The organism is Streptomyces sp. JW3 (assembly GCF_052216785.1).
In the GTDB taxonomy this organism is placed as follows: domain Bacteria; phylum Actinomycetota; class Actinomycetes; order Streptomycetales; family Streptomycetaceae; genus Streptomyces.
Map to the genome: position 1 here is coordinate 1 of NZ_JBQOUX010000123.1, position 24842 is coordinate 24842.

The 24842-nt window shown below is 70.2% G+C and carries 23 protein-coding genes; 12 read left to right on the forward strand and 11 right to left on the reverse strand.

The genetic code is table 11. The features are described from left to right. Positions 1-59: 59 nt before the first annotated feature. Both ACTT8P_RS32930 and fdxA read right to left on the reverse strand, forming a co-directional pair. Positions 60-1154: a bifunctional succinyldiaminopimelate transaminase/glutamate-prephenate aminotransferase gene (locus ACTT8P_RS32930; protein ID WP_442835454.1), complete on the reverse strand. Its 1095-nt coding sequence runs from the start codon at positions 1152-1154 to the stop codon at positions 60-62. Positions 1155-1264: 110 nt separating this feature from the next. Next, positions 1265-1585 (reverse strand): ferredoxin, encoded by a 321-nt coding sequence (gene fdxA / locus ACTT8P_RS32935; protein WP_003973842.1) that lies wholly within the window; start codon positions 1583-1585, stop codon positions 1265-1267. Between the two features lie 141 nt (positions 1586-1726). On the opposite strand from fdxA, the gene ACTT8P_RS32940 reads away from it, so the two are divergent. Together ACTT8P_RS32940 and ACTT8P_RS32945 are read left to right on the forward strand one after the other, a co-directional pair. Then, positions 1727-2719, forward strand: a complete 993-nt coding sequence (locus tag ACTT8P_RS32940; RefSeq protein WP_442835475.1) for a GNAT family N-acetyltransferase — start codon at positions 1727-1729, stop codon at positions 2717-2719. A gap of 50 nt (positions 2720-2769) precedes the next feature. Then, positions 2770-3630, forward strand: a complete 861-nt coding sequence (locus ACTT8P_RS32945) for a transglutaminase-like domain-containing protein (RefSeq protein ID WP_442835455.1) — start codon at positions 2770-2772, stop codon at positions 3628-3630. 94 nt (positions 3631-3724) lie between these two features. On the opposite strand, the gene ACTT8P_RS32950 is transcribed toward ACTT8P_RS32945, so the two are convergent. The 3 genes from ACTT8P_RS32950 to mshB form a co-directional block, all read right to left on the reverse strand. Continuing rightward, a complete protein-coding gene (locus ACTT8P_RS32950; protein WP_442835456.1) occupies positions 3725-6019 on the reverse strand; it encodes a hypothetical protein in 2295 nt (764 codons plus the stop codon). A gap of 156 nt (positions 6020-6175) precedes the next feature. After that, positions 6176-6595 carry a DUF6113 family protein gene (locus ACTT8P_RS32955; RefSeq protein ID WP_442835457.1) on the reverse strand — a complete coding sequence of 140 codons (420 nt, stop codon included), beginning with the start codon at positions 6593-6595 and terminating at the stop codon, positions 6176-6178. After that, positions 6592-7458: an N-acetyl-1-D-myo-inositol-2-amino-2-deoxy-alpha-D-glucopyranoside deacetylase gene (mshB, locus tag ACTT8P_RS32960; RefSeq protein WP_442835458.1), complete on the reverse strand. Its 867-nt coding sequence runs from the start codon at positions 7456-7458 to the stop codon at positions 6592-6594. The genes ACTT8P_RS32955 and mshB overlap by 4 nt, the downstream gene beginning before the upstream one ends. A gap of 196 nt (positions 7459-7654) precedes the next feature. Here mshB and ACTT8P_RS32965 point away from each other — a divergent pair, with 196 nt between their 5' ends. From ACTT8P_RS32965 to ACTT8P_RS32980, 4 genes are read left to right on the forward strand one after another with little or no spacing between them, the layout of a single operon-like run. After that, positions 7655-9334, forward strand: a complete 1680-nt coding sequence (locus ACTT8P_RS32965) for an IS200/IS605 family accessory protein TnpB-related protein (RefSeq protein WP_442835459.1) — start codon at positions 7655-7657, stop codon at positions 9332-9334. A 44-nt stretch (positions 9335-9378) separates the two neighbouring features. Then, positions 9379-10224, forward strand: coding sequence for a helix-turn-helix domain-containing protein (locus ACTT8P_RS32970; RefSeq protein WP_442835460.1), 846 nt, complete (start codon positions 9379-9381; stop codon positions 10222-10224). After that, on the forward strand, positions 10221-10427 hold the full coding sequence (locus ACTT8P_RS32975) for a DUF397 domain-containing protein (RefSeq protein WP_442835461.1): 207 nt from the start codon (positions 10221-10223) through the stop codon (positions 10425-10427). The genes ACTT8P_RS32970 and ACTT8P_RS32975 overlap by 4 nt, the downstream gene beginning before the upstream one ends. Further along, positions 10424-10627 (forward strand): DUF397 domain-containing protein, encoded by a 204-nt coding sequence (locus ACTT8P_RS32980; RefSeq protein WP_442835462.1) that lies wholly within the window; start codon positions 10424-10426, stop codon positions 10625-10627. The genes ACTT8P_RS32975 and ACTT8P_RS32980 overlap by 4 nt, the downstream gene beginning before the upstream one ends. A gap of 12 nt (positions 10628-10639) precedes the next feature. Here ACTT8P_RS32980 and ACTT8P_RS32985 read toward each other — a convergent pair whose 3' ends face one another. Beyond that, entirely contained in the window at positions 10640-10834 is a 195-nt protein-coding gene (locus ACTT8P_RS32985) for a hypothetical protein (RefSeq protein ID WP_442835463.1), read from the reverse strand. 199 nt (positions 10835-11033) lie between these two features. Here ACTT8P_RS32985 and ACTT8P_RS32990 point away from each other — a divergent pair, with 199 nt between their 5' ends. After that, positions 11034-13166 (forward strand): prolyl oligopeptidase family serine peptidase, encoded by a 2133-nt coding sequence (locus ACTT8P_RS32990; protein ID WP_442835464.1) that lies wholly within the window; start codon positions 11034-11036, stop codon positions 13164-13166. Between the two features lie 145 nt (positions 13167-13311). On the opposite strand, the gene ACTT8P_RS32995 is transcribed toward ACTT8P_RS32990, so the two are convergent. Genes ACTT8P_RS32995 through ACTT8P_RS33015 form a run of 5 tightly spaced genes read right to left on the reverse strand, consistent with a single transcriptional unit; the run spans position 13312 to position 18893 of the window. Further along, complete coding sequence (locus ACTT8P_RS32995; RefSeq protein WP_442835465.1) at positions 13312-14382, reverse strand: ABC transporter ATP-binding protein; 1071 nt, start codon at positions 14380-14382, stop codon at positions 13312-13314. Continuing rightward, a complete protein-coding gene (locus ACTT8P_RS33000) occupies positions 14363-15349 on the reverse strand; it encodes an ABC transporter ATP-binding protein (RefSeq protein WP_442835466.1) in 987 nt (328 codons plus the stop codon). Before ACTT8P_RS33000 ends, ACTT8P_RS32995 begins: the two co-directional genes overlap by 20 nt. A gap of 9 nt (positions 15350-15358) precedes the next feature. Then, on the reverse strand, positions 15359-16342 hold the full coding sequence (locus ACTT8P_RS33005) for an ABC transporter permease (protein WP_442835467.1): 984 nt from the start codon (positions 16340-16342) through the stop codon (positions 15359-15361). Continuing rightward, positions 16335-17258 (reverse strand): ABC transporter permease, encoded by a 924-nt coding sequence (locus tag ACTT8P_RS33010; protein WP_442835468.1) that lies wholly within the window; start codon positions 17256-17258, stop codon positions 16335-16337. The genes ACTT8P_RS33005 and ACTT8P_RS33010 overlap by 8 nt, the downstream gene beginning before the upstream one ends. A 6-nt stretch (positions 17259-17264) precedes the next feature. Next, on the reverse strand, positions 17265-18893 hold the full coding sequence (locus ACTT8P_RS33015; protein WP_442835469.1) for a peptide ABC transporter substrate-binding protein: 1629 nt from the start codon (positions 18891-18893) through the stop codon (positions 17265-17267). A 477-nt stretch (positions 18894-19370) separates the two neighbouring features. Between ACTT8P_RS33015 and ACTT8P_RS33020 the strand changes: the two genes are divergently transcribed. The 5 genes from ACTT8P_RS33020 to ACTT8P_RS33040 form a co-directional block, all read left to right on the forward strand. Further along, the gene (locus ACTT8P_RS33020; RefSeq protein WP_442835470.1) at positions 19371-20399 is read left to right on the forward strand and encodes an ABC transporter permease; all 1029 of its coding nucleotides are present in this window, start codon (positions 19371-19373) and stop codon (positions 20397-20399) included. Between the two features lie 77 nt (positions 20400-20476). After that, positions 20477-22234: an ABC transporter substrate-binding protein gene (locus ACTT8P_RS33025; RefSeq protein ID WP_442835471.1), complete on the forward strand. Its 1758-nt coding sequence runs from the start codon at positions 20477-20479 to the stop codon at positions 22232-22234. 98 nt (positions 22235-22332) lie between these two features. Next, positions 22333-23313 carry an ABC transporter permease gene (locus tag ACTT8P_RS33030; protein WP_442835472.1) on the forward strand — a complete coding sequence of 327 codons (981 nt, stop codon included), beginning with the start codon at positions 22333-22335 and terminating at the stop codon, positions 23311-23313. 47 nt (positions 23314-23360) lie between these two features. After that, positions 23361-24407, forward strand: a complete 1047-nt coding sequence (locus tag ACTT8P_RS33035) for an ABC transporter ATP-binding protein (RefSeq protein ID WP_442835473.1) — start codon at positions 23361-23363, stop codon at positions 24405-24407. Between the two features lie 25 nt (positions 24408-24432). Further along, positions 24433-24842 (forward strand): ATP-binding cassette domain-containing protein (locus ACTT8P_RS33040; RefSeq protein ID WP_442835474.1); only part of this gene is annotated, 410 nt, incomplete at its 3' end.

Sequence of the window (24842 nt, forward strand, 5' to 3'; positions counted from 1 at the left end):
GGCCCAGGGAGATCTCCCTGGGCCCCACGGCCGTTTCCCATCGTTTCCCATGGGCCCGATCAGGCCAGCCGGGCCACCGCCGCCCGGACCCGTTCGTCCGTCGCGGTCAGGGCCACCCGGACGAAACGGTCGCCCGCCGGACCGTAGAAGTCGCCCGGCGCGACCAGGATGCCCAGGCCGGCCAGGTGCGCCACGGTGTCCCAGCAGGACTCGTCCCGCGTGGCCCACAGGTACAGGCCGGCCTCGCTGTGCTCGATGCGGAAGCCGTGCCCGAGCAGCGCCGCGCGCAGGGCGGTGCGGCGGGCCGCGTACCGCTCGCGCTGGACCCGGACGTGCTCGTCGTCGCCGAGGGCGGCCACCACGGCCGCCTGGGTCGGCGCGGACGTCATCATGCCGCCGTGCTTGCGGATCTCCAGCAGCGGGCCGAGCACCGCCGGGTCGCCGGCCAGGAAGGCGGCGCGGTAGCCGGCCAGGTTGGAGCGCTTGGACAGCGAGTGCACGGCGACCAGACCGTCGTAGGAGCCGCCGTTGACGTCCGGGTGCAGTACCGAGACCGGGTCGGCCTGCCAGCCCAGTTCCAGGTAGCACTCGTCGGAGAAGACGAGGATGCCGTGCTCGCGGGCCCAGGCCACGATCCGGGTCAGCTCGTCCTGGGACAGGACCTTGCCGGTCGGGTTGGACGGGGAGTTGAGCCAGAGCAGCTTCAGGCCGGTCGGGTCCAGCTCGGCCGGGTCGTCGTAGGCGACGTACTCGGCGCGGGCCAGCCGGGCGCCGACCTCGTACGTCGGGTAGGCCAGGCGCGGGAAGGCCACCTTGTCGCCGGGGCCCAGGCCCAGCTGGGTGGGGAGCCAGGCGACGAGTTCCTTGGAGCCGACGATCGGCAGCACGTGCCGGTGGGTGACGTCCCGGGCGCCGAGGCGGCGGGACACCCAGCCGGTGAGCGCGTCGCGCAGTGCCGGGGTGCCCCAGACGGTCGGGTAGCCCGGGGAGTCGGCCGCGTCGGTCAGGGCCTGCTGGATCAGGTCGGGGACCGGGTCGACCGGGGTGCCGACGGAGAGGTCGACGATGCCGTCCGGGTGCCCGGCGGCCGTCTTCTTGTACGGCTCCAGCTTGTCCCAAGGGAAGGTCGGCAAGCGGTCGGAGAGGGCGGACACGGTTACTGGCTCACTTTCGTCGTACGGCAAACGCCTCGGTCCCGTCCGGCGCCGATCGGGGATGATCGGGCCGTACGGGACCGAGGCGGCGCGGCTGTGCGGACCGCCGCTTACTGGTTCTGCGGCGGCAGCGCGGCGACGAAGGGGTGGTCGCGCTCGATCAGACCCAGCTTGCTGGCACCGCCGGGCGAGCCGAGCTCGTCGAAGAACTCGACGTTCGCCTTGTAGTAGTCCTTCCACTCCTCCGGAGTGTCGTCCTCGTAGAAGATCGCCTCGACCGGGCAGACCGGCTCACAGGCACCACAGTCGACGCATTCGTCCGGGTGGATGTACAAGGACCGCTGGCCCTCGTAGATGCAGTCGACCGGGCACTCCTCGATACACGCCTTGTCCTTGACGTCGACACAAGGCTGCGCGATGACGTAGGTCACGCTGTCGTTCCTCCTCGATACGGGCGCTGGCGGGCCTCCTCAGGCTCCGCCGCCTGGCGCGCGGGAGCGCGGCGTCGTCGATGCCCGCCTCTAGTATCTCCGTTCCTGGGCATGATCCGAACAGGAGGGGTGAACCGACCCGTGGAAATCTCTGGCGCCGGGCGTCTGGCGGTCCGTATTACCAGCGCTGACGTGGGCAAACGGGTCTCGGTACGGCGGCTGACGGAAGACGGCGCGCCGGGCGGGAAGTTCACCGACACGGTCGGCGTTCTCACATCCTGGGACGACGGTGTGCTGCTGATCACAAAGAAGAGCGGCGAAACCGTCCGGATCGGGGAATCCACGCTGGTAGCGGGGAAAGCGGTGCCTTCCGCTCCGGCCCGCCGCCGCGGTCCGGCCGCCTCCTACCCGGAACTGGCCCGGGTCTCCGCCCGGGGCTGGCGGCCGGTGGAGAGCGAGCGTCTCGGCGCGTGGGAGCTGCGGGCCGCCTCCGGGTTCACCCGACGGGCCAACTCGGTGCTCCCGCTGGGCGATCCGGGTCTCCCGCTCGACGACGCCCTGACCGCCGTACGACGCTGGTACGACGTTCGCGGGCTGCCCGCGTACATCCAGACCGCCACCGGCGCCGAGGGCACGCAGGAGGCGCTCTGCGCGGAGCTGGCGCGGCGCGGCTGGACCCGGGAGGTCACCGCCGAGCTGTGGACCGGGAGCCTGGCGCCGGTCGCCGACCGCACGGCGGGCGCGAGGGTCGGGCTGTCCCGGACCGCCGACGCGGGGTGGCTGGCGCGGTACCAGCGCAAGGGGGTGAGCGAGGTGGCGCTGCGGGTACTGGGCGGGGGGCCGTCGGTGTGGTTCGCCGCCGTGCCCGGTGCGGACGGCGGGACGCCGGCCGCGATCGGGCGGTGCGTGGTGGACGGCCGCTGGGCCGGGTTCGCCGCCGTCGAGGTGGACCCGGCGCTACGGCGCCGGGGGCTGGCCGGCGAGGTAATGGCCGCGCTGGCCCGGCGGGCGCTGGAGGAGGGCGCGTCGGCGGCCTGGTTGCAGGTCGAGACGGACAACGCCGGCGCCCGCGCGCTGTACACCGGGCTCGGGTTCGGCGCGCACCACGCCTATCACCACTACCGGGCGCCGTGACTGGGCCAGCAGACCGGTAACCGATCGCTGTGAGAGGGCACCACCCAGCTATGTGTTCCCCCGTCCCCCGCCCCCCGTCCCCGGAACGCTCCGCCGGCCTGCGCCGCCGGTTCGCCGCTCAGGCCCGCTCCGAGCGGCCCGACCTGGCCGCGCTCTGCCTGCTGCTGGGCGCGGTGGCGGACGGGTCGCTGGACGAGGCGGGCATCGACGCCGCGCAGTCGGAACTGGACCGGCTGGCCGGACAGCTCCCGTTCCGGCCCGGCGGGCCGCACGCCTGGGCGGTGGCGCTTGCCGGACTGCTCGGTGAGGGGTACGGGTTCCGCGGTGCGGCCGCGGACTACCGGCGGCTGGAGTCGTCGCTGCTGCACCAGGTGCTGGTGCGGCGGCGCGGGCTGCCGATCCTGCTGTCGGTGGTGTGGCTGGAGGTGGCCCGCCGGGCCGGGGCGCCGGTGCACGGGGTGGCGCTGCCGGGGCACTTCGTCGTCGGGTTCGGCTCCACGGCCCAGGAGCGGGTGCTGGCCGATCCGTTCGACGGGGGGCGGGTGCTGTCCGGGACGGACGCGGAGCTGCTGGTGGCGGGGGCGACGGGGGCGCCGTTGCGGGCGTCGATGCTGGTACCGGCCGATCCGCTCGACGTGGTGCTGCGCATGCTGAACAACATCCGGGCGTGGGCGGCGGCGCGGCCCGAGCGCTCCGACGTGTCGCTGTGGGCGGTGGAGCTGTCGCTGCTGCTGCCGGCCCATTCGGCGCGGCTGCGGTACGAGCGGGCGCGGCTGCTGGTGCAGCGGGGGGACTTCGTCGACGGGGCGGCGGAGCTGGAGGCGTATGCGGAGATCGTGGGGGCGGTGGATGCCGCTGCGGCGGAGCGGGTTCGGGGGGAGGCGTTGGCGGCTCGGGCGTTGTTGAACTGAGGGTGCGCCCACTCGCCGTGCGGGGTGCGGGGTCCTGCGCGAGTGCGGGTTGTCCGTGGTTGCTCGCGCAGTTCCCCGCGCCCCTTACGGGCGCTCAGCTCGGGTCGGTGTCGATGACCGCGACGCGGTCGGTCTTGCTCAGCAGGGCCTGGCGGAGGGCGACGTAGACGTCCTCCGGGGTGACCGCGGTCTTCTTGCCGTTGGCGCGGGTGATCAGGACGCCGTCGAAGGTCTGGCCGTAGAGCTCCTGGAGCGCGTCCAGGTCGGGCTTGTCGACCAGCTTGCCGTTGACGGCGGTGACCCGGAGGAACTTCCACAGCGAGTTCTGCGGGGACATCTCGATGGTGTGCGCCGCGTCGGTCTGCACGACCACGTTGGCCGACATGGCCGGCTCGGCGAACGCCTTCATCTCCCGGTCGACCTCGGCCTTGGTGACCTCGGGCTGCTTGGCGGTGGTGGGTACCTTCACCGCGTCGGAGGAACCGGTCCCGACCTGGGTGCGGTACGCCTCGGCGACCGCGTCGGCCGACTTGTCCGCGTCGATGCCCTGGCCCGCCTTCGGGTACACGGCCACCGCCTTGCCGGACTTGAACTCGATGCCGCCCTCGGACAGGGAGCCGGAGCCGCCCGCCGCGTCCTCCAGCGCGGCCTGGAGCTTCTCCTCGTCGACCGGCATCACCGGATTGACGACGCGCTGGTTGCCGAAGAGCGCGGCGACCACGGTGACCGGGTTGTAGTCGCTCCGGGCCGCGATGTCGACGGTGGCCTGGGTGTCGAACTGGAGCCCCGCCTGGTCCGGCTTGAGCGAGACGGTCTCGCCGTCGACGGTCAGCTTCAGCGCCTTGTCGACCCGGTCCTTGAAGGTGTCGTCGAGCTTCTCGACGGCGTCGTCCCGGGTGCCGCCGCCGATGTCGACGCCGAGCACGGTGGTGCCCTTGGGCACGTCGGAGTGGTTCATCAGCAGCCCGGCGCCGTAGACCAGACCGCCGACCACGATCACGGCGCCGACCAGCAGGGGGAGCTTGCGGCGGCCCTTCTTCCTGGCCGGCGCCGGCTTGGCGGCGGCCGGCGCGGCCGGGGCGGCGGGTTCCGGGCGGGCCGGGGGCGTCGGTGCCGCCGGGCCGCCGGCGGGGGCACCGTTGTGGAACGGTACGGAGCGGTCCGAGTGGTCGCTGGGGACGACCGGGATGCCGCTGGTGACGGTGTTGCCGGAGACGTTGTCCCGGTTGCCGAAGGGGACGCCGCCCGGGGGTTCGGGGGCCGGCGTCTGCGGGGTGAGGACCGCGGTGTCGTCGCTGAGCCCGCCGCCGAGTCCGGCGCCGGGGGCGCCCGGGGTTCCCGGGACGCGGGGGATGGGGCCGGTGTCCGGGGCCGGGTGGGCACCGGTGCCGGTGGTCGCGCCCAGGCCGCCCATTATCCCGGCGCTGCCCATGGCACTCGGGCCGCCTGGGGGGCGGGAGGCGGTGGCCGGTGTCCCGGGGGCGCCCGGAGCAGCGGGACCGCCGGGGTCGGTGAGGCCGTTGGGTGCGCCCAGGCCGCCGAAGCCGCCCGGGGCGCCCGGTCCGGTCGGGGCCGTCGGTGCGGTCAGGGGTCCGTCGCCGGTGACCGGGCCGCTCGTCGGGCCCGCGGGGACCTGGTCGCCGGGACCGAGTCCGTTCCCGCCCCCGCCCCCGTCCCCGGGCTCGGTGAAGAACGGCAGGTCGTCACGGCGCGGCTCCGGTCCGGCGCCCGGACGGGAGCCCTCGCCCAGCGGGCCGGCCGCCAGTGCCTCGGTCACGTCGAAGGAACCGGTACCGCCGCCGTGGCCGGGCGCGACGGGCCCGCCGGTCGCCCCGGCACCGCCGGTGGAACCCGACCGGGAGCCACCGGGCGCGCTCATCGAGCCGACCACGCCACCCGGCCTGCCGGTACCGGGAGCAGTCCCGGCACCCGGGCCCGTACCCGCGGCCGAACCGCCGGGCAGCCCCGCCCCCTTGGCCGCGCCGCCCGGCTGACCGCCCTTGGCCGCCGCGGACTTGCGGGGCGCGAACCAATCGCTGGTCGGCTTGTCACCGGCGGGCCGGGCGGGCTCGGCGGAGGCCTCCGCGGCGCGCGTGGGCGCCTGCGGCGCCGGCGCCTCGGTCTCCGGCTCGACCGCGCCGTCCTCGGCGTCACCGACCGGCTTGCGCACCACCACGGGCGGGATCGGCCGCGACCCGGGGATGTTGATCCGGATCCGGGTGGTCAGCGTCGTCTCGGTCTTGCGCTCGTCCGGCCGCGTGGCCGAACGTCCCGTGTCCGCACCGGCGTCGGGCCCCGTCGGCGTCCCGTAGGGCGGGGTGCCCGACGGGTACGCGGCCGAGCCGCGCCCGTGGGGTCCGGAGGACGGAGTGTCAGTTTCACGACTCAAGGCAGGTTCTCCCGGTTGGCTCCGCCGCCCGTCACACCTACAAAGCGGGCGGCTCGGCGGCGCGCACCACCATACTGGCCGCTTCTCGCGCGTATCCCATGACCGTGGGGGAAACCCACACCGGACCCGCACCGCGCGCGGCGGCGAAGTAGTACGTCACTTGCCAAGTCGGACGGCGTCGCCGTCCGGTTGCCGTACAGGAGCGAGGGTGGCACAGATCACAGCCACCGCGATGCCCCCGAGCAGGAAGAGGTACGAACCGCTGCCCGCGGCGAACAGGAAGTCGCCCTCCGGTCTGCTGGCGGTGAGCAGGATGACGGCGACCGCCCAGCCGACGGCGGGCGCGACGGCCGCGCCCCGGGCGCCCACGGCGCGGGCGGCGCCCACGCAGAGCCCGGCCTCGGCGGCCAGGGCGAGCAGCAGCCCGCCCGGGAACCACCCGGGCTGCACCAGCGCCCCGGCCGCCCCGGTGAGGGCACCGAGCACGAGCAGCCCCAGGTAGAGGGCGGCCCGCCCGAGGGACGGCGGCCGCAGCGGCTGGGCGAGCATCGAGGTCGGTCCGGCACGGTCGCTCACGGTGTCTCCTCGGCCCCGGCGAACAGGTCGCTCCTCCGTACGCCCGCCGCGGCGGCCGCGTTCACCGGTTCGTAGTACTCGGTGCCGAACAGCGGCTGCGCCAGCGCGTTGGACAGGGCGAAGTACGGTTCGGCGACGTCGATCTGGGTGGCGTGCGCCCGCATGGCGGCGGCCTTGGCGGCGGCGTACGGGGTGCCGTCGGCGACGATCTCGACGCCGATCCGCTCGTCCTCGACGACGCCCGGTACGTCGTCGACGGCGGCGGCCTGGTCGAAGGGGAGGCCGGGCAGCGCTTCGTCGAGCCGCGCGAAGGCGGCCTCGGCGACCGGTCGCGGCACGCGGTTCCAGTAGATCCGGTCGACACCGCAGCCGGCCTCGGCGGCCAGCTCGGCGGCGCGCATGGCGACGCGGTGGGCCTGGATGTGGTCGGGGTGCCCGTAGCCGCCGTTCGGGTCGTAGGTGACGAGGACCTGCGGCCGTACCTCCCGGATCACGTCCAGCAGCAGTCCGGCGGCCTCGTCGACGTCGGCCTGCCAGAAGCAGCCGGGGTCGTCGTTGTCGGGCAGCCCCATCATCCCGGAGTCGGCGAACCGGCCCGGCCCGCCGAGCAGCCGGAAGTCCGCGACGCCGAGCGCGTGCATGGCAGCCTTCAGCTCGCCCATCCGGTGCTGCCCGAGGGCGGCGCCGCTCAGGTGCGCCAGCTCGGGCGGGATGACCTCGCCGCGCTCCCCGAGCGTGCAGGTCACCAACGTCACGTGGGCGCCCTCGGCCGCGTACTTGGCCATGGTGGCGCCGTTGTTGATCGACTCGTCGTCCGGGTGCGCGTGCACCAGCAGCAGACGCCGGGCGGGCTGTTCCGTCATGGGCTCCACCCTACGAGGGGTTCGGAACTGTTACCCGCCCACGGTGCCCGAGTGGGCTTGAGTGTGGATGGGTGAGTGTTGCGGCTGTGACGGAACGGGCGTTCGTGCGTCGAATGCGTGACTTCTACGCGAGGAGCTCGTTGGGTGGTGCGTTGGGGGATCTCGGATTCCAGCGTTTCGGGTCGGGGTGTGGATTATGGGCAGGCTGCGTGAGGTGGCGGTGCCGTTCGTCGCCCTGAGGCCGTCGGGTGTGGCGGTGCGGACCCGGCTGAAGAACCTCACCGCCAGGGATGAGGAGGTTCTGCGGGCGGTGGGCGCGCATCTCGGTTCGCTGGCGTCGAAGGACCTCAAGGCCCGTTGCGCGGATGGGCTGGGGCATGACGCGGAATCGTGGGCGGCCAGGAAGCGGGAGCTGACGGGCGGCTCGTCGTCGCGGTGGGCGGGCAGTATCACCAAGGCCACGCACGATCAATGGGCGCTGGCCCGGCGCGGGCAGGCAGCCCACCTCCAGTCCCTCCAAGCCGGCATCCAGACGATCCGGCACCGGCTGTCCCTCCCGGTGGGAGGGAAGGGCACCAAGGGATCCCCCGGCGGCTACCGCAGCGCCCGCGAGTGGTTCGCCAAGTCACGCCGCCTGCACGTCCTCGAAGATCGGCTCGCCCAGGTCCGGGCCGACCACGCGGGCGGTGTTGTCCGTGTGGTGCGGGGCGGGCGGCGTCTGGTGAACACCCGCCACTACCTTGACGACGCGCGGCTCACCGTCGAGCAGTGGCGCCAGAGGTGGGAGGCGGCTCGTTGGTTCCTCCAGGCGGACGGGGAGTCGGGCAAGCGGTACGGCAACGAGACGATCCGCATCACGCCGGATGGCGAGGTCAGTATCCGGTTGCCCGCGCCGCTGGCCGCCCTGGCCAACGCCCCACACGGCCGCTACGTCCTGACCGGCACGGTCCGCTTCGCACACCGGGGCGCCGAGTGGGCCGACCGCGCGGCAGCCAACCGGTCGGTGGCCTACCGCGTCCACTACGACGTGCCCCGTGGCCGCTGGTACGTGACGGCGTCGTGGACGATCCCGCCCACCCGGCCCGTCCCCATCGAAACCGCGCTCGCCGAGGGCGTCATCGGCGTCGACATGAACGTCGACCACCTCGCCGCCTGGCGACTCGACGTCCACGGCAACCCCGTCGGCCACCCCCGCCGCTTCCCTTACGAACTGTCCGGCACAGCCGATCACCGCGACGCCCAGATCCGCCACGCCCTCACCCGGCTGCTGAACTGGGCCACCACCTGCGGTGTGAAAGCGATCGCGGTCGAGGACCTCGACTTCATGGGAGAGAAGACGAGGGAGAAGCACGGGCGCAGGCGCCGGTTCCGGCAGCTGATCTCCGGCATGCCCACCGGCAGGCTCCGTGCCCGGCTCACCTTCATGGCCGACGCCACCGGCATCAGCGTCATCGCCGTCGACCCGGCCTACACCTCACGCTGGGGCGCCCAGCACTGGCAGCGCCCCACGACCTCGGCAACCCGTAAGACCACCCGGCACGATGCCGCGAGCATCGCGATCGGGCGACGCGCCCAGGGGTATCCGATCCGGCGTCGGACGGCACCGCCCCGCGACGACCGGAGTGATCGTCGCGGGCATCGGACCGTCCAGGCCCGACCGGCAATCCCCGGACGTGAGGAACCCCGCCACCACGTTCCCGGACCGCGGACACGATCCGTGCCGCCGGACGCGGCAGGTACGCGGGCGACCAGGGCACCCAACACCGTTCGGGATGCCCGCGGTGACCAGGAATGGGACGAAGACTCACTCCTGCTCACTGATAGGAACGGTTTTCCACAGGTCCGCACGCGGCGCGGCCATCTCCCTCTACCTTGATGTGTGACGGATCCGACACGGATGGTGACCGGGGGTGGTGCGGGATGTCGGAGGACGACGAGGCGAGCTGGGCGGTGGACCCGGACGACGAGTGGGGCATGGCCGTCATCGCGACGGTCGGCCGGCAGCTGAAGCTGCGGCGCGAGGCGGCGGGGATGCGGGCGTGCGACTTCGCGGTGGCGATGGGGTACGGGGAGGATCTGGTCTACAAGGTCGAGGGCGGCAAGCGGATCCCCCGGCCCGGCTACCTGAAGCAGGCGGAACAGATCCTGGACGCGGGCGGGCTGGTCGCCGCGATGCAGGAGGACGTGGCCAAGGTCCGGTACCCGAAGAACGTCCGGGACCTGGCGAAGCGGGAGGAGAAGGCGGTTGAGCTTCAGCTCTACGATCCGCTGCACGTCCATGGGCTTTTGCAGACCCCCGAGTACGCGCGTGCGTTGTTCCGCATGCGGCGGCCGGCGTACACGGCGGAGGAAATGGAACAAGGAGTGGCGGCACGTATGGCGCGGAAGTCGGTCTTCGAACGGGAACCCGCGCCCGACCTCAGCTTCGTGCAGGATGAGTGGGCTCTCCGGCGACCGCTCGGCGGGAAGTCGGTACTGCGCGGACAGCTGGAACACCTGCTGAAGGTAGGGCAGTTGTCGAGCGTGGAGATCCAGGTTATGCCGATGGACCGCGAGGAGCACGCGGGCGTGGACGGCGGCATCGAGGTCATGAAATTCGGGGACGGCGCGGCGGTGGGCCGCTCACCGGCGCTCAGCCACGGCCGCCCCGTCTGCGATCCCAAGCTGCTCCGTATCCTGGAGTTGCGCTATGGCATCATCCGCGGGCAGGCTCTCACGCCGCGTGAGTCGGCCGCCTTCATCGAAGACCTGCTGGGGGAGACATGACCCGCACCGCCCCACACGAGCCCGCGTGGTTCAAGAGCAGTTACAGCAGCGGCGCCGAGACGGACTCCTGCGTCGAGATAGCCACAACCCCCGCCACGGTGCACGTACGCGACTCCAAGCACCGGTACACCACCGGCCCCCGGTTGACGCTCGCGGCGCAGGCGTGGACAGCCTTCGTCCGAGACCTGCCGGAAAAGTCGTGACACGTACCGTCGACTCCGAGGAGCCGGCGTGGTTCAAGAGCAGCTACAGCAGCAGCAGCGAGGGCGACTCCTGCGTCGAGATAGCCCCGACACCCCGCACGGTGCACGTACGCGACTCGAAGCACAGGGACATCGTCGGCCCTCGCCTCGCTCTCGCGCCGCAGGCATGGGCGGTGTTTGTCACCGCCCTGCGCGCTTGAGCCACCGGTGGGTCAGAAGCTGATGCTGCCGATCATGCCGGCGATGTTGGACGTCAGTTCGCTGATCGTGGGGGCGATCGTGGAGGAGGCGAGGTAGAAACCCAAGAGCATGCAGACCACCGCATGCCCCGCCTTCAGTCCGGACTTCCTGACCAGCAGGAAGACGATGATCGCCAGCAGCACCACCGCCGAAATCGAGAGTGCCACGGCGGCTCACCTCCAAAGAACCCAGGGACATGGGGGGATCGAACAGTCGGGACGTCGGCACGGAACCGTGGGGCAGATAAATCCACACAGTGGGCAGCAGGTTGATACCCACTATGCGCTAGTGATCATAACTATCCGTACGCGCGCATCGAGTGGCGCACGGCCGCACAAGGGGGCGCATGGCCAATATGGTCAGGGCATGACGACCGAGCCCGACTCCTTCCCCAAACGGCACGCCCGCACCCAGCGGTTCACCCTCGGCGCGCCGCGTTCGTTCACCGTGGCGCCCGACGGTTCCCGTGTCGCGTTCCTCCGTTCCGCCGCCGGCCCGGACCGGGCGAACGCCCTGTGGGTGCTCGATCCCGCGAGCGGCGAGGAGCGCCTCGCGGCCGACCCGCGCGCCCTGCTCGGCGGCGCGGAGGAGCACCTGCCGCCCGAGGAACGCGCCCGCCGCGAACGCAGCCGCGAGGGCGGGGCGGGCATCGTCGGCTACGCCACCGACGCGGCCGTCGAGTTGGCCTCTTTCGCCTTGTCAGGACGGCTTTTCACAGCCGAGCTGCGGGCCGGCACGGCACGCGAACTCCCGGTCGCCGGGCCGGTGATCGACCCCCGTCCCTCCCCCGACGGGCGGCATGTCGCCTACGTCGCGCGCGGCGCCCTGCGGGTCACCGGTGCGGAGGGCGGCGACGACCGGGCGCTGGCTGAGCCCGAGGCGGTCGACGTCGGTTACGGTCTCGCGGAGTTCATCGCGGCCGAGGAGATGGGCCGGACCAGGGGTTTCTGGTGGGGTCCGGACTCGGACCGGCTGCTGGTGGCACGCGTGGACGACACGCCGGTACAGCGCTGGTGGATCTCCGACCCGGCCCGCCCGGACCGTGATCCACAACACGTCCGGTACCCGGCGGCCGGCACCCCCAACGCGGAGGTCCGGCTGTTCGTGATCGCCCTCGACGGCACCCGCGCGGAGGTTGCCTGGGACCGTCGGCGCTACCCGTATCTGGCGCGAGTGCACTGGTCAGCGGCGGGTGCCCCGCTGCTGCTCGTACAGACGCGCGACCAGCGCGGTCAGGTGTATCTGGCGGTGGACACGGCCTCCGGCGCGACCCGGATGGTGCACGCCGACGAAGATCGAACTTGGCTGGAACTTTTCCCCGGAGTGCCCTGCTGGAGTCCGTCCGGGCAGTTGGTGCGGATCGCCGACGAGGGCGGCGCGCGGGTCCTGGCGGTGGGGGAACGCCCGCTGACCGGCCCGCAGTTGCACGTACGGGCGGTACTGGACGTGTCGGCCGACGACGTGCTGGTATCGGCCTCGGCCGGAGCCGAGGCGGCCGAACCGGAGACCGGCGAGGTGCACGTCTACCGCGTGAACGAACTGGGCGTGGAGCGCGTCTCGTCCGTCCCCGGCGTGCATTCGGCCGCACGCGCGGGCGGCACGACCGTCCTGGTCTCCGCCACCCTGGACCGGCCGGGCAGCCGGGCCCAGGTCCTCCGCGACCACAAGGAGGGCGGGAAGCCAGGGGTCACGGTCACCTCGTACGCCGAAGATCCCGGTCTGTCCCCGCGCGTGACGCTCACCCAGGGGGGCGCACGCCGTGTCCCGTGCGCCCTGCTTATGCCAACGGACTACCACGGTGACACCCCCCTCCCCGTTCTCCTCGACCCCTACGGTGGTCCGCACGGTCAGCGCGTGGTCGCCGCGCACAACGCCCACCTCACGTCGCAGTGGTTCGCGGACCAGGGGTTCGCGGTGGTCGTCGCCGACGGGCGCGGCACCCCGGGCCACTCCCCCGGCTGGGAGAAGTCCATCAAGGACGACGTCGCCGCGGTCGTCCTCGAGGACCAGGTGGACACGCTGCACGCGCTCGCCGCCGACTTCCCGCTCGACCTCGGCCGGGTCGCCATCCGCGGCTGGTCCTTCGGCGGCTACCTCGCCGCCCTCGCGGCCCTGCGCCGCCCGGACGTCTTCCACGCGGCCGTGGTCGGCGCCCCGGTCACCGACCTGCGCCTCTACGACACCCACTACCAGGAGCGCTACCTCGGGGACCCGAAAGAGCGGCCCGAGGTCTACCGGCGCAACTCGGTGATCGACGACGCGGGTCTGGTCGACGCGGCCGAGCCGCACCGCCCGATGATGATCATCCATGGGCTGGCCGACGACAACGTGGTGGTCGCCCACTCGCTGCGGCTGTCCTCGGCCCTGCTGTCGGCCGGCCGCCCGCACGAGGTGCTCCCGCTGTCCGGCGTCACCCACATGACCCCGCAGGAGTCGGTGGCGGAGAACCTGTTGCTGCTTCAGGTGGACTTCCTGCGCCGTTCACTGGGGCTGGCGTAACGGCAACGGGCCGGGAGACATGGCGCTCCCGGCCCGTTTACGGCACCCGCACGGCCGTACGCTGAAAAGCGTCTCGCGTCCGTATATCGATACGGATTCCGTGAAGTTGCGTGCGCGTTAACGGACTTCCTCCCGCTTTGTGTGACTATGTCTCCGGCTTCTCCGGCTTCTCCGGCTTCTCTGGCGGGACCACCTGCGCCTCCGCCGCGAAGTGGCACGCCGAGTCGTGCGCGGCGGGGCCGCCGGTCCCCCGGAACTCCGCCGGCACCGCCAGTTCCGGTACCTCCAGGGCGCAGCGCTCCCGGGCCTTGAAGCAGCGGGTGCGGAAGCGGCAGCCGGAGGGGATGTTGGTCGGCGACGGGACGTCGCCGACCAGGATGATCCGCTCGCGGTGTTCGCGGGCCTCGGGGTCGGGCACCGGCACGGCGGACAGCAGCGCCTGGGTGTAGGGGTGGGTGGGATGCTCGTAGATCTCGGCGTCCCGGCCGGTCTCCACGATGCGGCCGAGGTACATCACGCCGACCCGGTCGGAGATGTGCCGGACGATCGACAGGTCGTGCGCGATGAAGATGTAGGAGAGGTCGAACTCGTCCTGGAGGCGGCCCATCAGGTTGATGACCTGGGCCTGGACCGAGACGTCGAGGGCGGAGACCGGTTCGTCGGCGACGATGATCTCCGGGCGCAGGGCGAGGCCGCGGGCGATGCCGATGCGCTGGCGCTGGCCGCCGGAGAACTGGTGCGGGTAGCGGTTGATGTACTCCGGGTTGAGGCCGACCACGTCCAGCAGGTCCTGCACCCGGCGGCGCCGGTCGCCCTTCGGCGCGACCTCCGGATGGATGTCGTACGCCTCCCCGATGATGTCGCCGACCGTCATGCGGGGGTTGAGGGAGGTGTAGGGATCCTGGAAGACCATCTGGATGTTGCGGCGCACCGCGCGCAGGGCGCGGCCGGACAGGCGGGTGATGTCCTCGCCCTTGTAGCGGATCTCGCCGGCCGTCGGGCGTTCCAGGTTGACCAGCAGTTTGGCGACCGTGGACTTGCCGCAGCCGGACTCGCCGACGATGCCGAGGGTCTCGCCGGCGTCGAGGCGGAAGTCGACGCCGTCGACCGCCTTGACCGCGCCGACCTGCTTCTTGAAGACGATGCCGGTGGTGAGGGGGTAGTGCTTGACCAGGCCGCGGACTTCGAGGAGGGGCTCAGCGGGTGACGTGGCCATCGAGGCACTCCCTCCAGAAGTGGCAGGCGCTGCCCCGCTCCGGTGAGACCTCGTACAGCGGCGGTACGTCGGTGCGGCACACGTCCTGGACCATCGGGCAGCGCGGGTGGAAGGCGCAGCCGGGCGGGATACGGGTGAGGCTGGGCGGCAGGCCCTGGATGGCGTACAGCTCCCGGCCCTTCTGGTCGAGGCGGGGGATCGACTCCAGCAGGCCGCGGGTGTAGGGGTGGGCGGGGGCCTGGTAGATCTCGTGGACGGGGGCGCTCTCGACGATCCGGCCCGCGTACATCACGGCGATGTCGTCGGCGACGTCCGCGACCACGCCGAGGTCGTGGGTGATGAGGATGAGGCCCATGTTGTACTCGCGCTGGAGGTCCGCGAGCAGGTCCATCACCTGGGCCTGGACGGTGACGTCGAGGGCGGTGGTCGGCTCGTCGGCGATGATCAGCTTCGGCTCCAGGGCCATCGCCATCGCGATCATGATGCGCTGGCGCATGCCGCCGGAGAACTGGTGCGGGTACTGCCGTACCCGCTCCCTGGCGGCCGGGATGCGGACCCGGTCCATCAGCTCGACGGCCTTGGCGCGGGCGTCCTTGCGGGACATCCCCCGGTGCACGGTGAACATCTCGGCGAGCTGGTCGCCGACCGTCAGTACCGGGTTGAGCGAGGACAGCGCGTCCTGGAAGATCATCGCCATTTCGGCGCCGCGCACCTTGCGGCGTTCCTCCTCCTTCAGTTTCAGCAGGTCCCGGCCCTCGAAGAGGACCTCGCCGCCGGTGATCCTTCCGGGCGGGACGTCGAGGATGCCCATGATGGTCTGGGCGGTGACGGACTTGCCGGAGCCGGACTCGCCGAGCACGGCGAGAGTGCGGCCGGCGTCCACGCCGTAGCTGACGCCGTTGACGGCCTTGGCGACGCCCTCCCGGGTGCGGAACTCCACGTGCAGGTCACGCACTTCGAGCAGCATGACGGCGGGTCACCTCAGCTTCGGGTCGAGGGCGTCGCGCACCGCGTCGCCGAGCATGATGAACGCCAGGACGGTGATGGCGAGGGCTCCGGAGGGCCACAGCAGCGCGTGCGGGGCGTTGCGGACGTAGGGGGCGGCGGCGGAGATGTCGATACCCCAGGAGACGCTGGGCGGCTTCAGGCCGACGCCGAGGAAGGACAGGGTGGCCTCCAGCGAGATGTAGGTGCCGAGCGCGATGGTGGCGACGACGATGACCGGGGCGACGGCGTTGGGCGCGATGTGGCGCAGCAGCAGCCGGGAGCTGTTCGCGCCGAGGGCGCGGGCGGCCTGGACGTAGTCGTTCTGCTTGGCGGTGATGACCGAGCCGCGGGCGATGCGGGAGATCTGCGGCCAGCCGAGCAGCACGATGAAGCCGATCACCGGCCAGACGGTGTTGCTGGTGATGACGGAGAGCAGCACGAGGCCGCCGAGGACGACCGGGATCGCGAAGAAGATGTCGGTGATCCGGGAGAGGATCGCGTCCCAGACGCCGCCGAAGAACCCGGCGAGCCCGCCGAGCACGCTGCCCAGGATCGCGACCCCGAGCGTGGACAGGACACCGACCAGGACGGACGTACGGGCGCCGTAGACGGTGCGGGTGTAGACGTCGCAGCCCTGGCCGTTGAAGCCGAAGGGATGGCCGGACCGGGAGCCCTCCTGGGCGTTGGCGAGGTCGCAGTGCAGCGGGTTGCCGGAGGCGATGAGGGACGGCCAGATGGAGATCACGACCAGGAAGAGGATCACCAGGGCGGAGATCAGGAAGACCGGGTTGCGGCGCAGGTCGTGCCAGGCGTCGGACCAGAGGCTGTGCGGCTTCTCCTGCGGTCCGGTGCCTTCTGGCCCCCCGGGTGTCTTCTCCAGGGTGACGGCCTCACTCGCCCCCAGGTCCATCTGCCCGCCCATGCCGGTACCGGCGATGGCGCGTTCCGGTTCGTAGGGCTGCTGCTCAGGCATAGCGGATCCTCGGGTCGAGTACGGCGTACAGGAGGTCGACGAGGAGGTTGGCGACGAGGAAGACCAGGACCAGGACGGTGACGAAGCCGACGACGGTCTGCGTGTTCTGGCGCAGGATGCCCTGGTAGAGCTGGTAGCCGACGCCGTGGATGTTGAAGATCCGCTCGGTGACGATCGCGCCGCCCATCAGGGCGCCCACGTCGGTGCCGATGAAGGTGACGACCGGGATGAGGGAGTTGCGCAGCAGGTGCCGGGTGATGACCCGGCGGCGCGGCAGGCCCTTGGCGACGGCGGTGCGGACGTAGTCGGAGCGCCGGTTCTCCGCGATGGAGGTACGGGTGAGGCGGGTGACGTACGCGAGCGAGACCGAGGCCAGCACCAGGCCGGGCAGGATCAGCTCGTCGACGCGGGCCTCGGCGGAGACGGACGGGGCGATCCACCCCCACTTCACGCCCAGCAGGAGCTGGAGCAGCAGGCCGGTGACGAAGGTGGGGACGGAGATGACGATCAGGGTGAGCAGCAGCACCACCGTGTCGATGGGGCGCCCGCGCCGCAGTCCGGTGACGACACCGAGGGTGATGCCGATGACCACCTCGAAGACGACGGCGATGATGGTCAGCCGGATGGTGACCGGGAAGGCGGTGCCCATCAGCTCGGTGACCGGCTGACCGTTGAAGGCGGTGCCGAAGTCGCCGGTGAAGACGTTGCCCATGTAGGTCAGGTATTGCTGCCAGACCGGCTTGTCGAGGCCGAACTCCCGCCTGAGCTGGGCGGCGGTCGCCGGGTCGCACTCCCGGTCGCCGCACAGCCCGGCGATCGGGTCGCCCATCACGTTGACCATCAGGAAGATCAGCAGGGTGGCCCCGATGAAGACCGGGATCATCTGGAGCAGCCGGCGGATCACATAGCGGCCCACGGCGGATCAGCTCACCTTGATCTCGTTGTACACCGGGACGCTGAACGGATTGAGCTTCACTCCGGAGAGCCGGTCGGAGTAGCCGGCGCTGCCGTTCTGGTACCAGAGCGGGATGGCCGCCATGTTGTCCCGGAGCACGCCCTCGGCCTGCTGGAAGTTCTTGATGGCGGTGGCGGTGTCGGTCTCGCCGTTGGCCTTGTCGATGAGAGCGTCGAACTCGTCGTTGGACCAGTGGCCGTCGTTGGAGGAGGCGTCGGTGTAGTACAGCGGCTGGAGGAAGTTCTGGATGAGCGGGTAGTCCATCTGCCAGCCCGCCCGGAAGGGGCCGCTCATCTTCTTCTCGGTGATCTGGTTGCGGAAGTCGGCGAAGGTGCCGACCGGGTTGCCGACGCACGCCTTGTCGTTGCCGAGGGCGTTGTTGATGGAGTTGCAGACCGCGTCGACCCACTGCTTGTGCGAGCCGGTGTCCGAGTTGTAGGTGATCTTCACCTGCCCGCCGGGCAGGCCGCCGCCGTCCTGGATCAGCTTCTTGGCCTGGTCCGGCTGGTACTCGCAGCTCTCGCCACACAGACCCTTCTTGTAACCGCCGTCCTCGCCGAGTACCGGTGACGTCCAGTCGGTGGCCGGGGTGCGGGTGTTCTGGAAGATCGTCTTGGTGATCTGGTTCCGGTCGATCGCCATGGACAGGCCCTTGCGGACCTTCTCCGAGCCGGTCTTGTTCCAGTTGTCGTCGTAGAACGGGAAGGCGAGGGTCTGGATGATGCCGGCCGGGGTGTTGATGTACCGGTCGCCGAGGTCGTTCTTGACGTTCTTCAGCTGGGCGGCCGGGACGTCGTCGACCAGATCGAGGTTGCCGGCCATGAGGTCGGTGTAGGCGGTGTTGTTGTCGGTGTAGACCTTGAGGTCGACGCCGCCGTTGGCCGCCTTGTCGTCGCCGGGGTAGTCGTCCCAGGTGCGCAGGGACATCTGGGAGCCCCGGGTGTAGTTGTCGACCTGGTACGGGCCGTTGCCGACCGGCTTCTTCAGCCAGCCGGCGTGGTCGTCGAAGAAGGCGCTGGGCAGCGGGGCGTAGGCCGGGTAGCCGAGGGTGTCGGGGAAGGTCGAGAACTTCTGGCTGAGCGCGATCGTGAAGGTCCGGTCCCCGGTGACCTTGAGCCCGGACAGAGTGTCGGCGGTCTGCTTGCCGCCGTCCTCCGGGTGCGCCTTGTCGTACCCCTCGATGTAGCTGAAGAAGTAGGCGTTGCGCTGGTTGTTCTTGAGGCTCGCCCCGTAGTTCCAGGCGTCCACGAACGACTTGGCGGTGACCTTCTCGCCGTTGCTGAAGGTCCAGCCGTCCTTGACGGTGACGGTGAAGTTCTGCGAGTCGGACGTCTCGATCTTCTCGGCGAGCATGTCCTCGGCCTTGCCGCTGTCCGGGTCGTACCGCTTCAGGCCCCGGAAGATCATGTCCAGCACCTTGCCGCCCTGCACCTCGTTGGTGTTGGCCGGCTCCAGCGGGTTCTGCGGGTCGCCCCAGGAGGAACTGAGCACCGCGTCGCCGCCCCCGCCCCCGCCGCCGCCTCCGCAGGCGGTCGCCGCGAGGGCTACGGCCGCCGCCGCGCACGCGGCCCGTGTGGCTTGCGTCGCTCTGCGCATGGTGCCTCCTCGTCCGCCGATCACTTAACGGCCAATATCACGCCAAAAAGTGCATACCGCACACGGATGGGGCCCTTTGGAGGAACCTGCCAGTCGGTCGCGGGGGTCGGACGGAGGGCGAAACGATCTCTTCTCACCCCACACAGAGGATCTTGAACAGCCGCGCAACAGATCTTCACCATCCGATGCGGAACCGTTGGAATGCGACCCCGTGGTGTTCACATTTCGACACCCAGGCGTCCGTATAACGAACGCCTTGACTGAATTGCCCGATTAATCCGTTCTAAGGCACAGATAGATCACAACGCGCTACACGCGTAGCTACGGAACGGCAAAGCAGAGGTAAAAAAAGTAAAGAGAAACCCAAGCTGACCCAGATTTTATTGACCTTGAACGAATTGCGTTGAAAAAGTCCGGCGTAGCCCGTAGGGGAGTGCCCTGCGGAGTCATCAGACCCTCCCTTGGGCCAGGAGCACCATGACCCCCCCAACTCCATCAGCGGCTGCCCCGCTCGAGGTGACCGACGAGACGGCCCCCGCGTCGCCCACGCCCGCCACCTCCAAGGGCAATGAGAGTCGCTCTCCCGGCCGCCTGGCCTGGACCCGCTTCAAGCGAGACAAGACGGGCGTCATATCCGCGTGCATCGTGATCTTCTTCTTCGTGATCGCGCTCGCGGCCCCCCTCATAGCCAAGCTCTACGGCAAGAACCCGTACACGACGTACGCGAGCCAGCGCCCGGAGCTGCTGGACGCCTTCTCCTACCCGGCCGGCCCCAATGGCGGGATGAGCGGCGAGTTCTGGTTCGGCATCGAGCCCCAGCTCGGCCGGGACGTCTTCACCTTCCTGCTGTACGGCATCCGCACGTCGCTGGGGATCGCGGTGGCGGCGACGCTGCTGACCACGGCGCTCGGCATCGTCATCGGCACCATCGCCGGCTACCTCGGCGGCAAGACGGACTACTTCATCGGCCGGGTCATCGACATCCTGCTGTCGTTCCCGTCGACCCTGTTCTTCATCGCCTTCATGCCGGTCGTCTACGGGCTCTTCGTCGCCGACGACGAGAACATCCCGACCTCCCTGCGGGCCGTCTCCCTGATCCTCGTCCTGGCTGGTTTCGGCTGGGCCTCACTCGCCCGGCTGCTGCGCGGACAGGTGCTCGGTCTGCGCGAGCGCGAGTTCGTCGAGGCGGCGAAGGTGACCGGCGCCTCCCCGTGGCGCATCGTGTTCAAGGAGCTGCTGCCCAACCTGTGGACGCCGATCATCATCCAGTCCACGCTGATGCTCCCGGCGTTCGTGACCGCCGAGGCCGGTCTGGCCTTCCTCGGTGTCGGCATCATCGACCCGACCCCGGACTGGGGCGTCATGATCCAGCGCGGCGCCCAGTTCTACACCCAGGACATCACCTTCATGCTCTTCCCGGGCCTGTCGATGGTGATCTTCGTCCTGGCCTTCAACCTGCTCGGTGACTCGGTGCGCGACGCTCTCGACCCGAAGTCCAAGCGCTGATCCCCCACGCTCCACCCGGCTCGTTCAACGCCGTCCGGCCGGACCCGTCCCATTTGCCCTCTACTGGCAGGTGTCTCATGCCCTTCTCCCGCAGAAACTTCCTGATCGCCACCGGTGTGGTCGCGGCCTCGTCCTCCGTACTGACCGCGTGTGGCGGTGGCGGCAGCAGCTCCAAGTCGAGCGATGCCCCCAAGGTCAGCGGCTCCAAGACCATGGAGATCCCGGTCGGCACCAAGGCCGACTCCACCGGCCCGGCCCCCGAGGTCAAGGGCGCGGTCAAGGGCGGGACGATCTACTCGCTCGAGCAGTTCGACATGGACCACATGGACCCGGCCCAGATCTATGTCTCGACCGAGGCCGCCATCACCGTCCCGATCATGCGCGGTCTGACCGGCTACAAGATCGACGACAAGGGCGGCGTCACCCTGGTCGGCGACGCGGCGACGGACCCCGGCACCGCGAAGGACGGCGGCAAGACCTGGGTCTTCACCCTGAAGGACGGCATGAAGTGGGAGGACGGCTCGGACGTCACCATCGATGACGTCAAGCACACCTTCGAGCGCCTCTTCGCCGACTTCATCACCGAGGGCCCGCGCTACGTCCAGCAGTGGCTCGAGGGCGGCGAGAAGTACAAGGGCCCCTACGACGACAAGCACCTGGACTCGATCGAGGTCGACGGCAACACCGTCACCTTCCGCCTCAACGAGGCCCGTGGCGACTTCAACTACACGCTCGCCATGCGCGGTTACGCCCTGGTGCCGAAGAAGCACGACACCAAGGAGAAGTACGACAAGCAGCCGTTCTCCTGCGGTCCCTACCGCATCGAGAGCCGCAGCGTGGGCAAGTCGATGACGTTCGTGCGCAACGAGCACTGGGACGCCAAGACCGACCCGATCCGCAACGCCTACCCGGACAAGTACGCCTTCTCCTTCGGCTTCCAGCCGCTGGCGGCGACCGACCGCTACATCGCGGACAAGGGCAACGACCAGTACGCCGTGCCGATCTTCAACGAGGTCGCGGCCGAGCGCATCGCCGAGGTGCTGACCAACGCCGAACTGAAGAAGCGCGTGCTGACCGCGGTCGACACGGTCACCTACTACTGGCCGATCAACACCACCCGCATCACGGACGTCAAGGTCCGCCAGGCCATCAACTGGGCCTGGCCGCACCAGCAGCTCCAGACGATCCGCGGCGGCGCGTCCACCAGCGAGATCGCCACCACGATCCTCAGCCCGGTCACCCCCGGCTACGAGGAGTTCGACCTGTACGGCACGACCAAGAAGCCCGGCGGTGACCCGGCCAAGGCCAAGGCACTGCTGAAGGAGGCCGGCAAGGTCGGCCAGAAGCTGGTGATCGCCTACCAGCAGTCGGACAACGCGGTGAAGCAGGCCGTCGCGATCAAGAACGCGCTGGAAGAGGCCGGCTTCACGGTCGTCAACAAGCAGGTCGACAAGTCGACCTTCTACACACAGATCGGCAAGATCGACAACGACTACGACCTGTTCGCGGCCGGCTGGAGCCCGGACTGGCCGAACGGCTACTCGGTCTTCTACCCCTGCTGGAGCGGCGAGAACATCGGCGACGGCCGCAGCAACTACGCGCAGCTCGACGACACCGGCGTCAACAAGGCGATCAACGCCGCCTCCGCGATCACCGACGTGGAGAAGGCCAACAAGGCCTGGGGCGCCGTCGACCGCCAGATCATGGAGCTGGCCGCCGTCGTGCCCGACTACCACTCCATCCGCAACTGGATGTACGGATCCAAGGTCGGCAACGTGATCTACGACGCCGGCAACACCTGCGTCGCCCTCTGCAAGCTGTACGCCAAGAAGTAAGCGCGCACCCACCGGGCGGCCGTCCTGCACGGCCGCCCCGGTGGCCCACCCCCCTCCAACACCCCGGCGACGGCGCCCCGTCCGGAAAGTCACGCCCCATGCCCCGCTTCCTAGTCCGACGATTCCTCGGCGCGTTGGTCATCCTGTTGATCATCAGTGCCGTCACCTTCCTGCTCTTCTACGCAGTGCCGCGTGACCCCGCGATGATGTCCTGCGGCAAGAACTGCACGCCGGAGAATCTGGAGCAGATCCGGAAGAACCTGGGCATCGACGAGTCGATCATCCTGCAGTACTGGCACTGGCTCGTGGGCGTCTTCGCCGGACGGGACTACGGTGGTTACGGCTACTGCAACGCGCCCTGCCTGGGCTACTCCTTCGCCAACCGTGAGCCCGTCTTCGGCACGATCATGGACCGGCTGCCGCTGACCCTGTCGCTCGCCTTCGGCGCGGCCATCGTCTTCCTCATCGTCGGCATCGGCGCGGGCATGCTCGCCGCGGTCAAGCAGGGCAAGTTCCTGGACAAGTTCGCCAGCTCGGTGTCGCTGCTCGGTTCGTCGCTCCAGGTCTACTTCGTCGGCTACATCGCGATGTTCTTCCTGGTCTCACAGCTCGGCATCCTGAGCCAGCCGTCGTACACGCCGTTCACCGAGAACCCGGCCGCCTGGTTCTCCGGGCTGCTGCTGCCGTGGCTGGTCCTCTCGATCATCTTCACCGCGAACTACACCCGTATGACCCGCTCCCAACTGGTGGAACAGCTCAGTGAGGACTACGTCCGGACGGCGCGGGCCAAGGGCCTGTCCCGGGCCAACGTCTTCTTCCGGTTCGCCTGGCGCGGCGCCATGGGGCCGATCGTCACCGTCTTCGGCATCGACCTCGGCACCCTGATCGGCGGCGCGATCATCACGGAGTCGACGTTCAGCCTCCAGGGCATCGGGCGGCTCGCCGTGCAGTCGGTGGACCAGAGCGATCTGCCCATGCTGCTCGGCGTCACCGTGCTGTCGGCCGGCGCGATCGTGTTCTTCAACATCATCGTGGACGCCGTCTACGCCCTCATCGACCCGCGGATCCGGCTCGCCTGACCTCCGCCCTCCCCACCCCCCTCTGCATCATCTCCTGGAGCGTCCCCGTGACGAGCACCGATCAGCAGCCCTTCCTCTCCGTCAGGGACCTGAAGGTCCACTTCTCCACCGAGGACGGCATCGTCAAGGCCGTCGACGGGCTCTCCTTCGACCTGGCCAAGGGCAAGACGCTCGGCATCGTGGGCGAGTCGGGGTCGGGCAAGTCCGTCACCAACCTGACGATCCTGGGGCTGCACGATCGCCGCAGCACCGCGATCGAGGGTGAGATCGTCCTCGACGGCAAGGACCTGCTCACCGCGCGCGAGCGGGAGCTGGAGCAGCTCCGCGGCAACAAGATGTCCATGATCTTCCAGGACGCCCTCGCCTCCCTGTCGCCGTACCACACCGTCGGCCGGCAGATCGCCGAGACGTACCGGAAGCACACCGGTGCCTCCAAGCTGGAGGCCTGGAACCGGGCGATCGAGATGCTGCGGCGGGTGGGCATTCCGCAGCCGGACATGCGGGTGGACGACTATCCGCACCAGTTCTCCGGCGGTATGCGCCAGCGCGCGATGATCGCGATGGCGCTGGTCTGCGACCCGGAGCTGCTGATCGCCGACGAGCCGACCACGGCCCTCGACGTCACCGTGCAGGCGCAGATCATGGACCTGCTCAAGGACCTCCAGCAGGAGTTCGGCACCGCCATCATCTTCATCACCCACGACCTCGGTGTCATCGCCGACATCGCGGACGACGTGCTGGTGATGTACGGCGGCCGGTGCGTGGAGCGGGGCACCAAGCAGGAGGTGCTGCGCGACCCGCAGCACCCGTACACGCTGGGTCTGATGGGTTCCATGCCGAGCCTGGACGGGCCGGTCGACGTGCCGCTGTCCCCGATCCCGGGTTCGCCGCCGTCGCTGCTCAACCCGCCCTCCGGCTGCCGCTTCCACCCGCGCTGCCCCTTCGTGGAGCAGGTCCCGGGCGGGCGGTGCTCCTCGGAGCAGCCGCTGCTCGAGGTGGTGGACGGCCGCGGCTCGGCCTGTCACCTCACCCGCGGGCAGCGCTCGGAACTCTTCGCCGACTACGCGGGTGCCACGGCCGCCCGGCACAACTGACGGACACGAGACGGGACTTACCATCATGAGCAACGCAACTCCGCTCCTGGACGTCAGCGGTCTGACCAAGCACTTCCCGATCAAGGGCGGCTTCCCGATCCCGCGCACGGTCGGTGCCGTGCGGGCCGTGGACGGGCTGGACTTCCAGGTCGGCGAGGGCGAGAGCCTGGGCCTGGTCGGCGAGTCCGGCTGCGGCAAGTCGACGACGGGCCGGCTGATCACCCGCCTCCTGGAGCCGACCGGCGGCACCGTGACCTACCGGGGTCAGGACATCACCCACGCGGGCCGCCGGCAGCTCGTGCCGGTCCGGTCCGAGATCCAGATGATCTTCCAGGACCCGTACGCGTCCCTCAACCCGCGGCAGACGGTCGGCAAGATCATCTCCGGTCCGATGGAGATCAACGACATCAACCCGGCCGGCGGCCGCGAGGCCCG

Excerpts from the sequence above, each read along its gene's own strand:
- ACTT8P_RS33020 (WP_442835470.1), top strand. The coding sequence starts at position 19,371 with ATGACCCCCCCAACTCCATCAGCGGCTGCCCCGCTCGAGGTGACCGAC.
- ACTT8P_RS33030 (WP_442835472.1), top strand. The coding sequence starts at position 22,333 with ATGCCCCGCTTCCTAGTCCGACGATTCCTCGGCGCGTTGGTCATCCTG.
- ACTT8P_RS32975 (WP_442835461.1), top strand. The coding sequence starts at position 10,221 with ATGACCCGCACCGCCCCACACGAGCCCGCGTGGTTCAAGAGCAGTTAC.
- ACTT8P_RS33005 (WP_442835467.1), bottom strand. The coding sequence starts at position 16,342 with ATGCCTGAGCAGCAGCCCTACGAACCGGAACGCGCCATCGCCGGTACC.
- ACTT8P_RS32995 (WP_442835465.1), bottom strand. The coding sequence starts at position 14,382 with ATGGCCACGTCACCCGCTGAGCCCCTCCTCGAAGTCCGCGGCCTGGTC.
- ACTT8P_RS32990 (WP_442835464.1), top strand. The coding sequence starts at position 11,034 with ATGACGACCGAGCCCGACTCCTTCCCCAAACGGCACGCCCGCACCCAG.
- ACTT8P_RS32970 (WP_442835460.1), top strand. The coding sequence starts at position 9,379 with ATGTCGGAGGACGACGAGGCGAGCTGGGCGGTGGACCCGGACGACGAG.
- ACTT8P_RS33000 (WP_442835466.1), bottom strand. The coding sequence starts at position 15,349 with ATGCTGCTCGAAGTGCGTGACCTGCACGTGGAGTTCCGCACCCGGGAG.
- ACTT8P_RS32945 (WP_442835455.1), top strand. The coding sequence starts at position 2,770 with ATGTGTTCCCCCGTCCCCCGCCCCCCGTCCCCGGAACGCTCCGCCGGC.
- mshB (WP_442835458.1), bottom strand. The coding sequence starts at position 7,458 with ATGACGGAACAGCCCGCCCGGCGTCTGCTGCTGGTGCACGCGCACCCG.
- ACTT8P_RS33025 (WP_442835471.1), top strand. The coding sequence starts at position 20,477 with ATGCCCTTCTCCCGCAGAAACTTCCTGATCGCCACCGGTGTGGTCGCG.
- ACTT8P_RS32965 (WP_442835459.1), top strand. The coding sequence starts at position 7,655 with ATGGGCAGGCTGCGTGAGGTGGCGGTGCCGTTCGTCGCCCTGAGGCCG.
- ACTT8P_RS33015 (WP_442835469.1), bottom strand. The coding sequence starts at position 18,893 with ATGCGCAGAGCGACGCAAGCCACACGGGCCGCGTGCGCGGCGGCGGCC.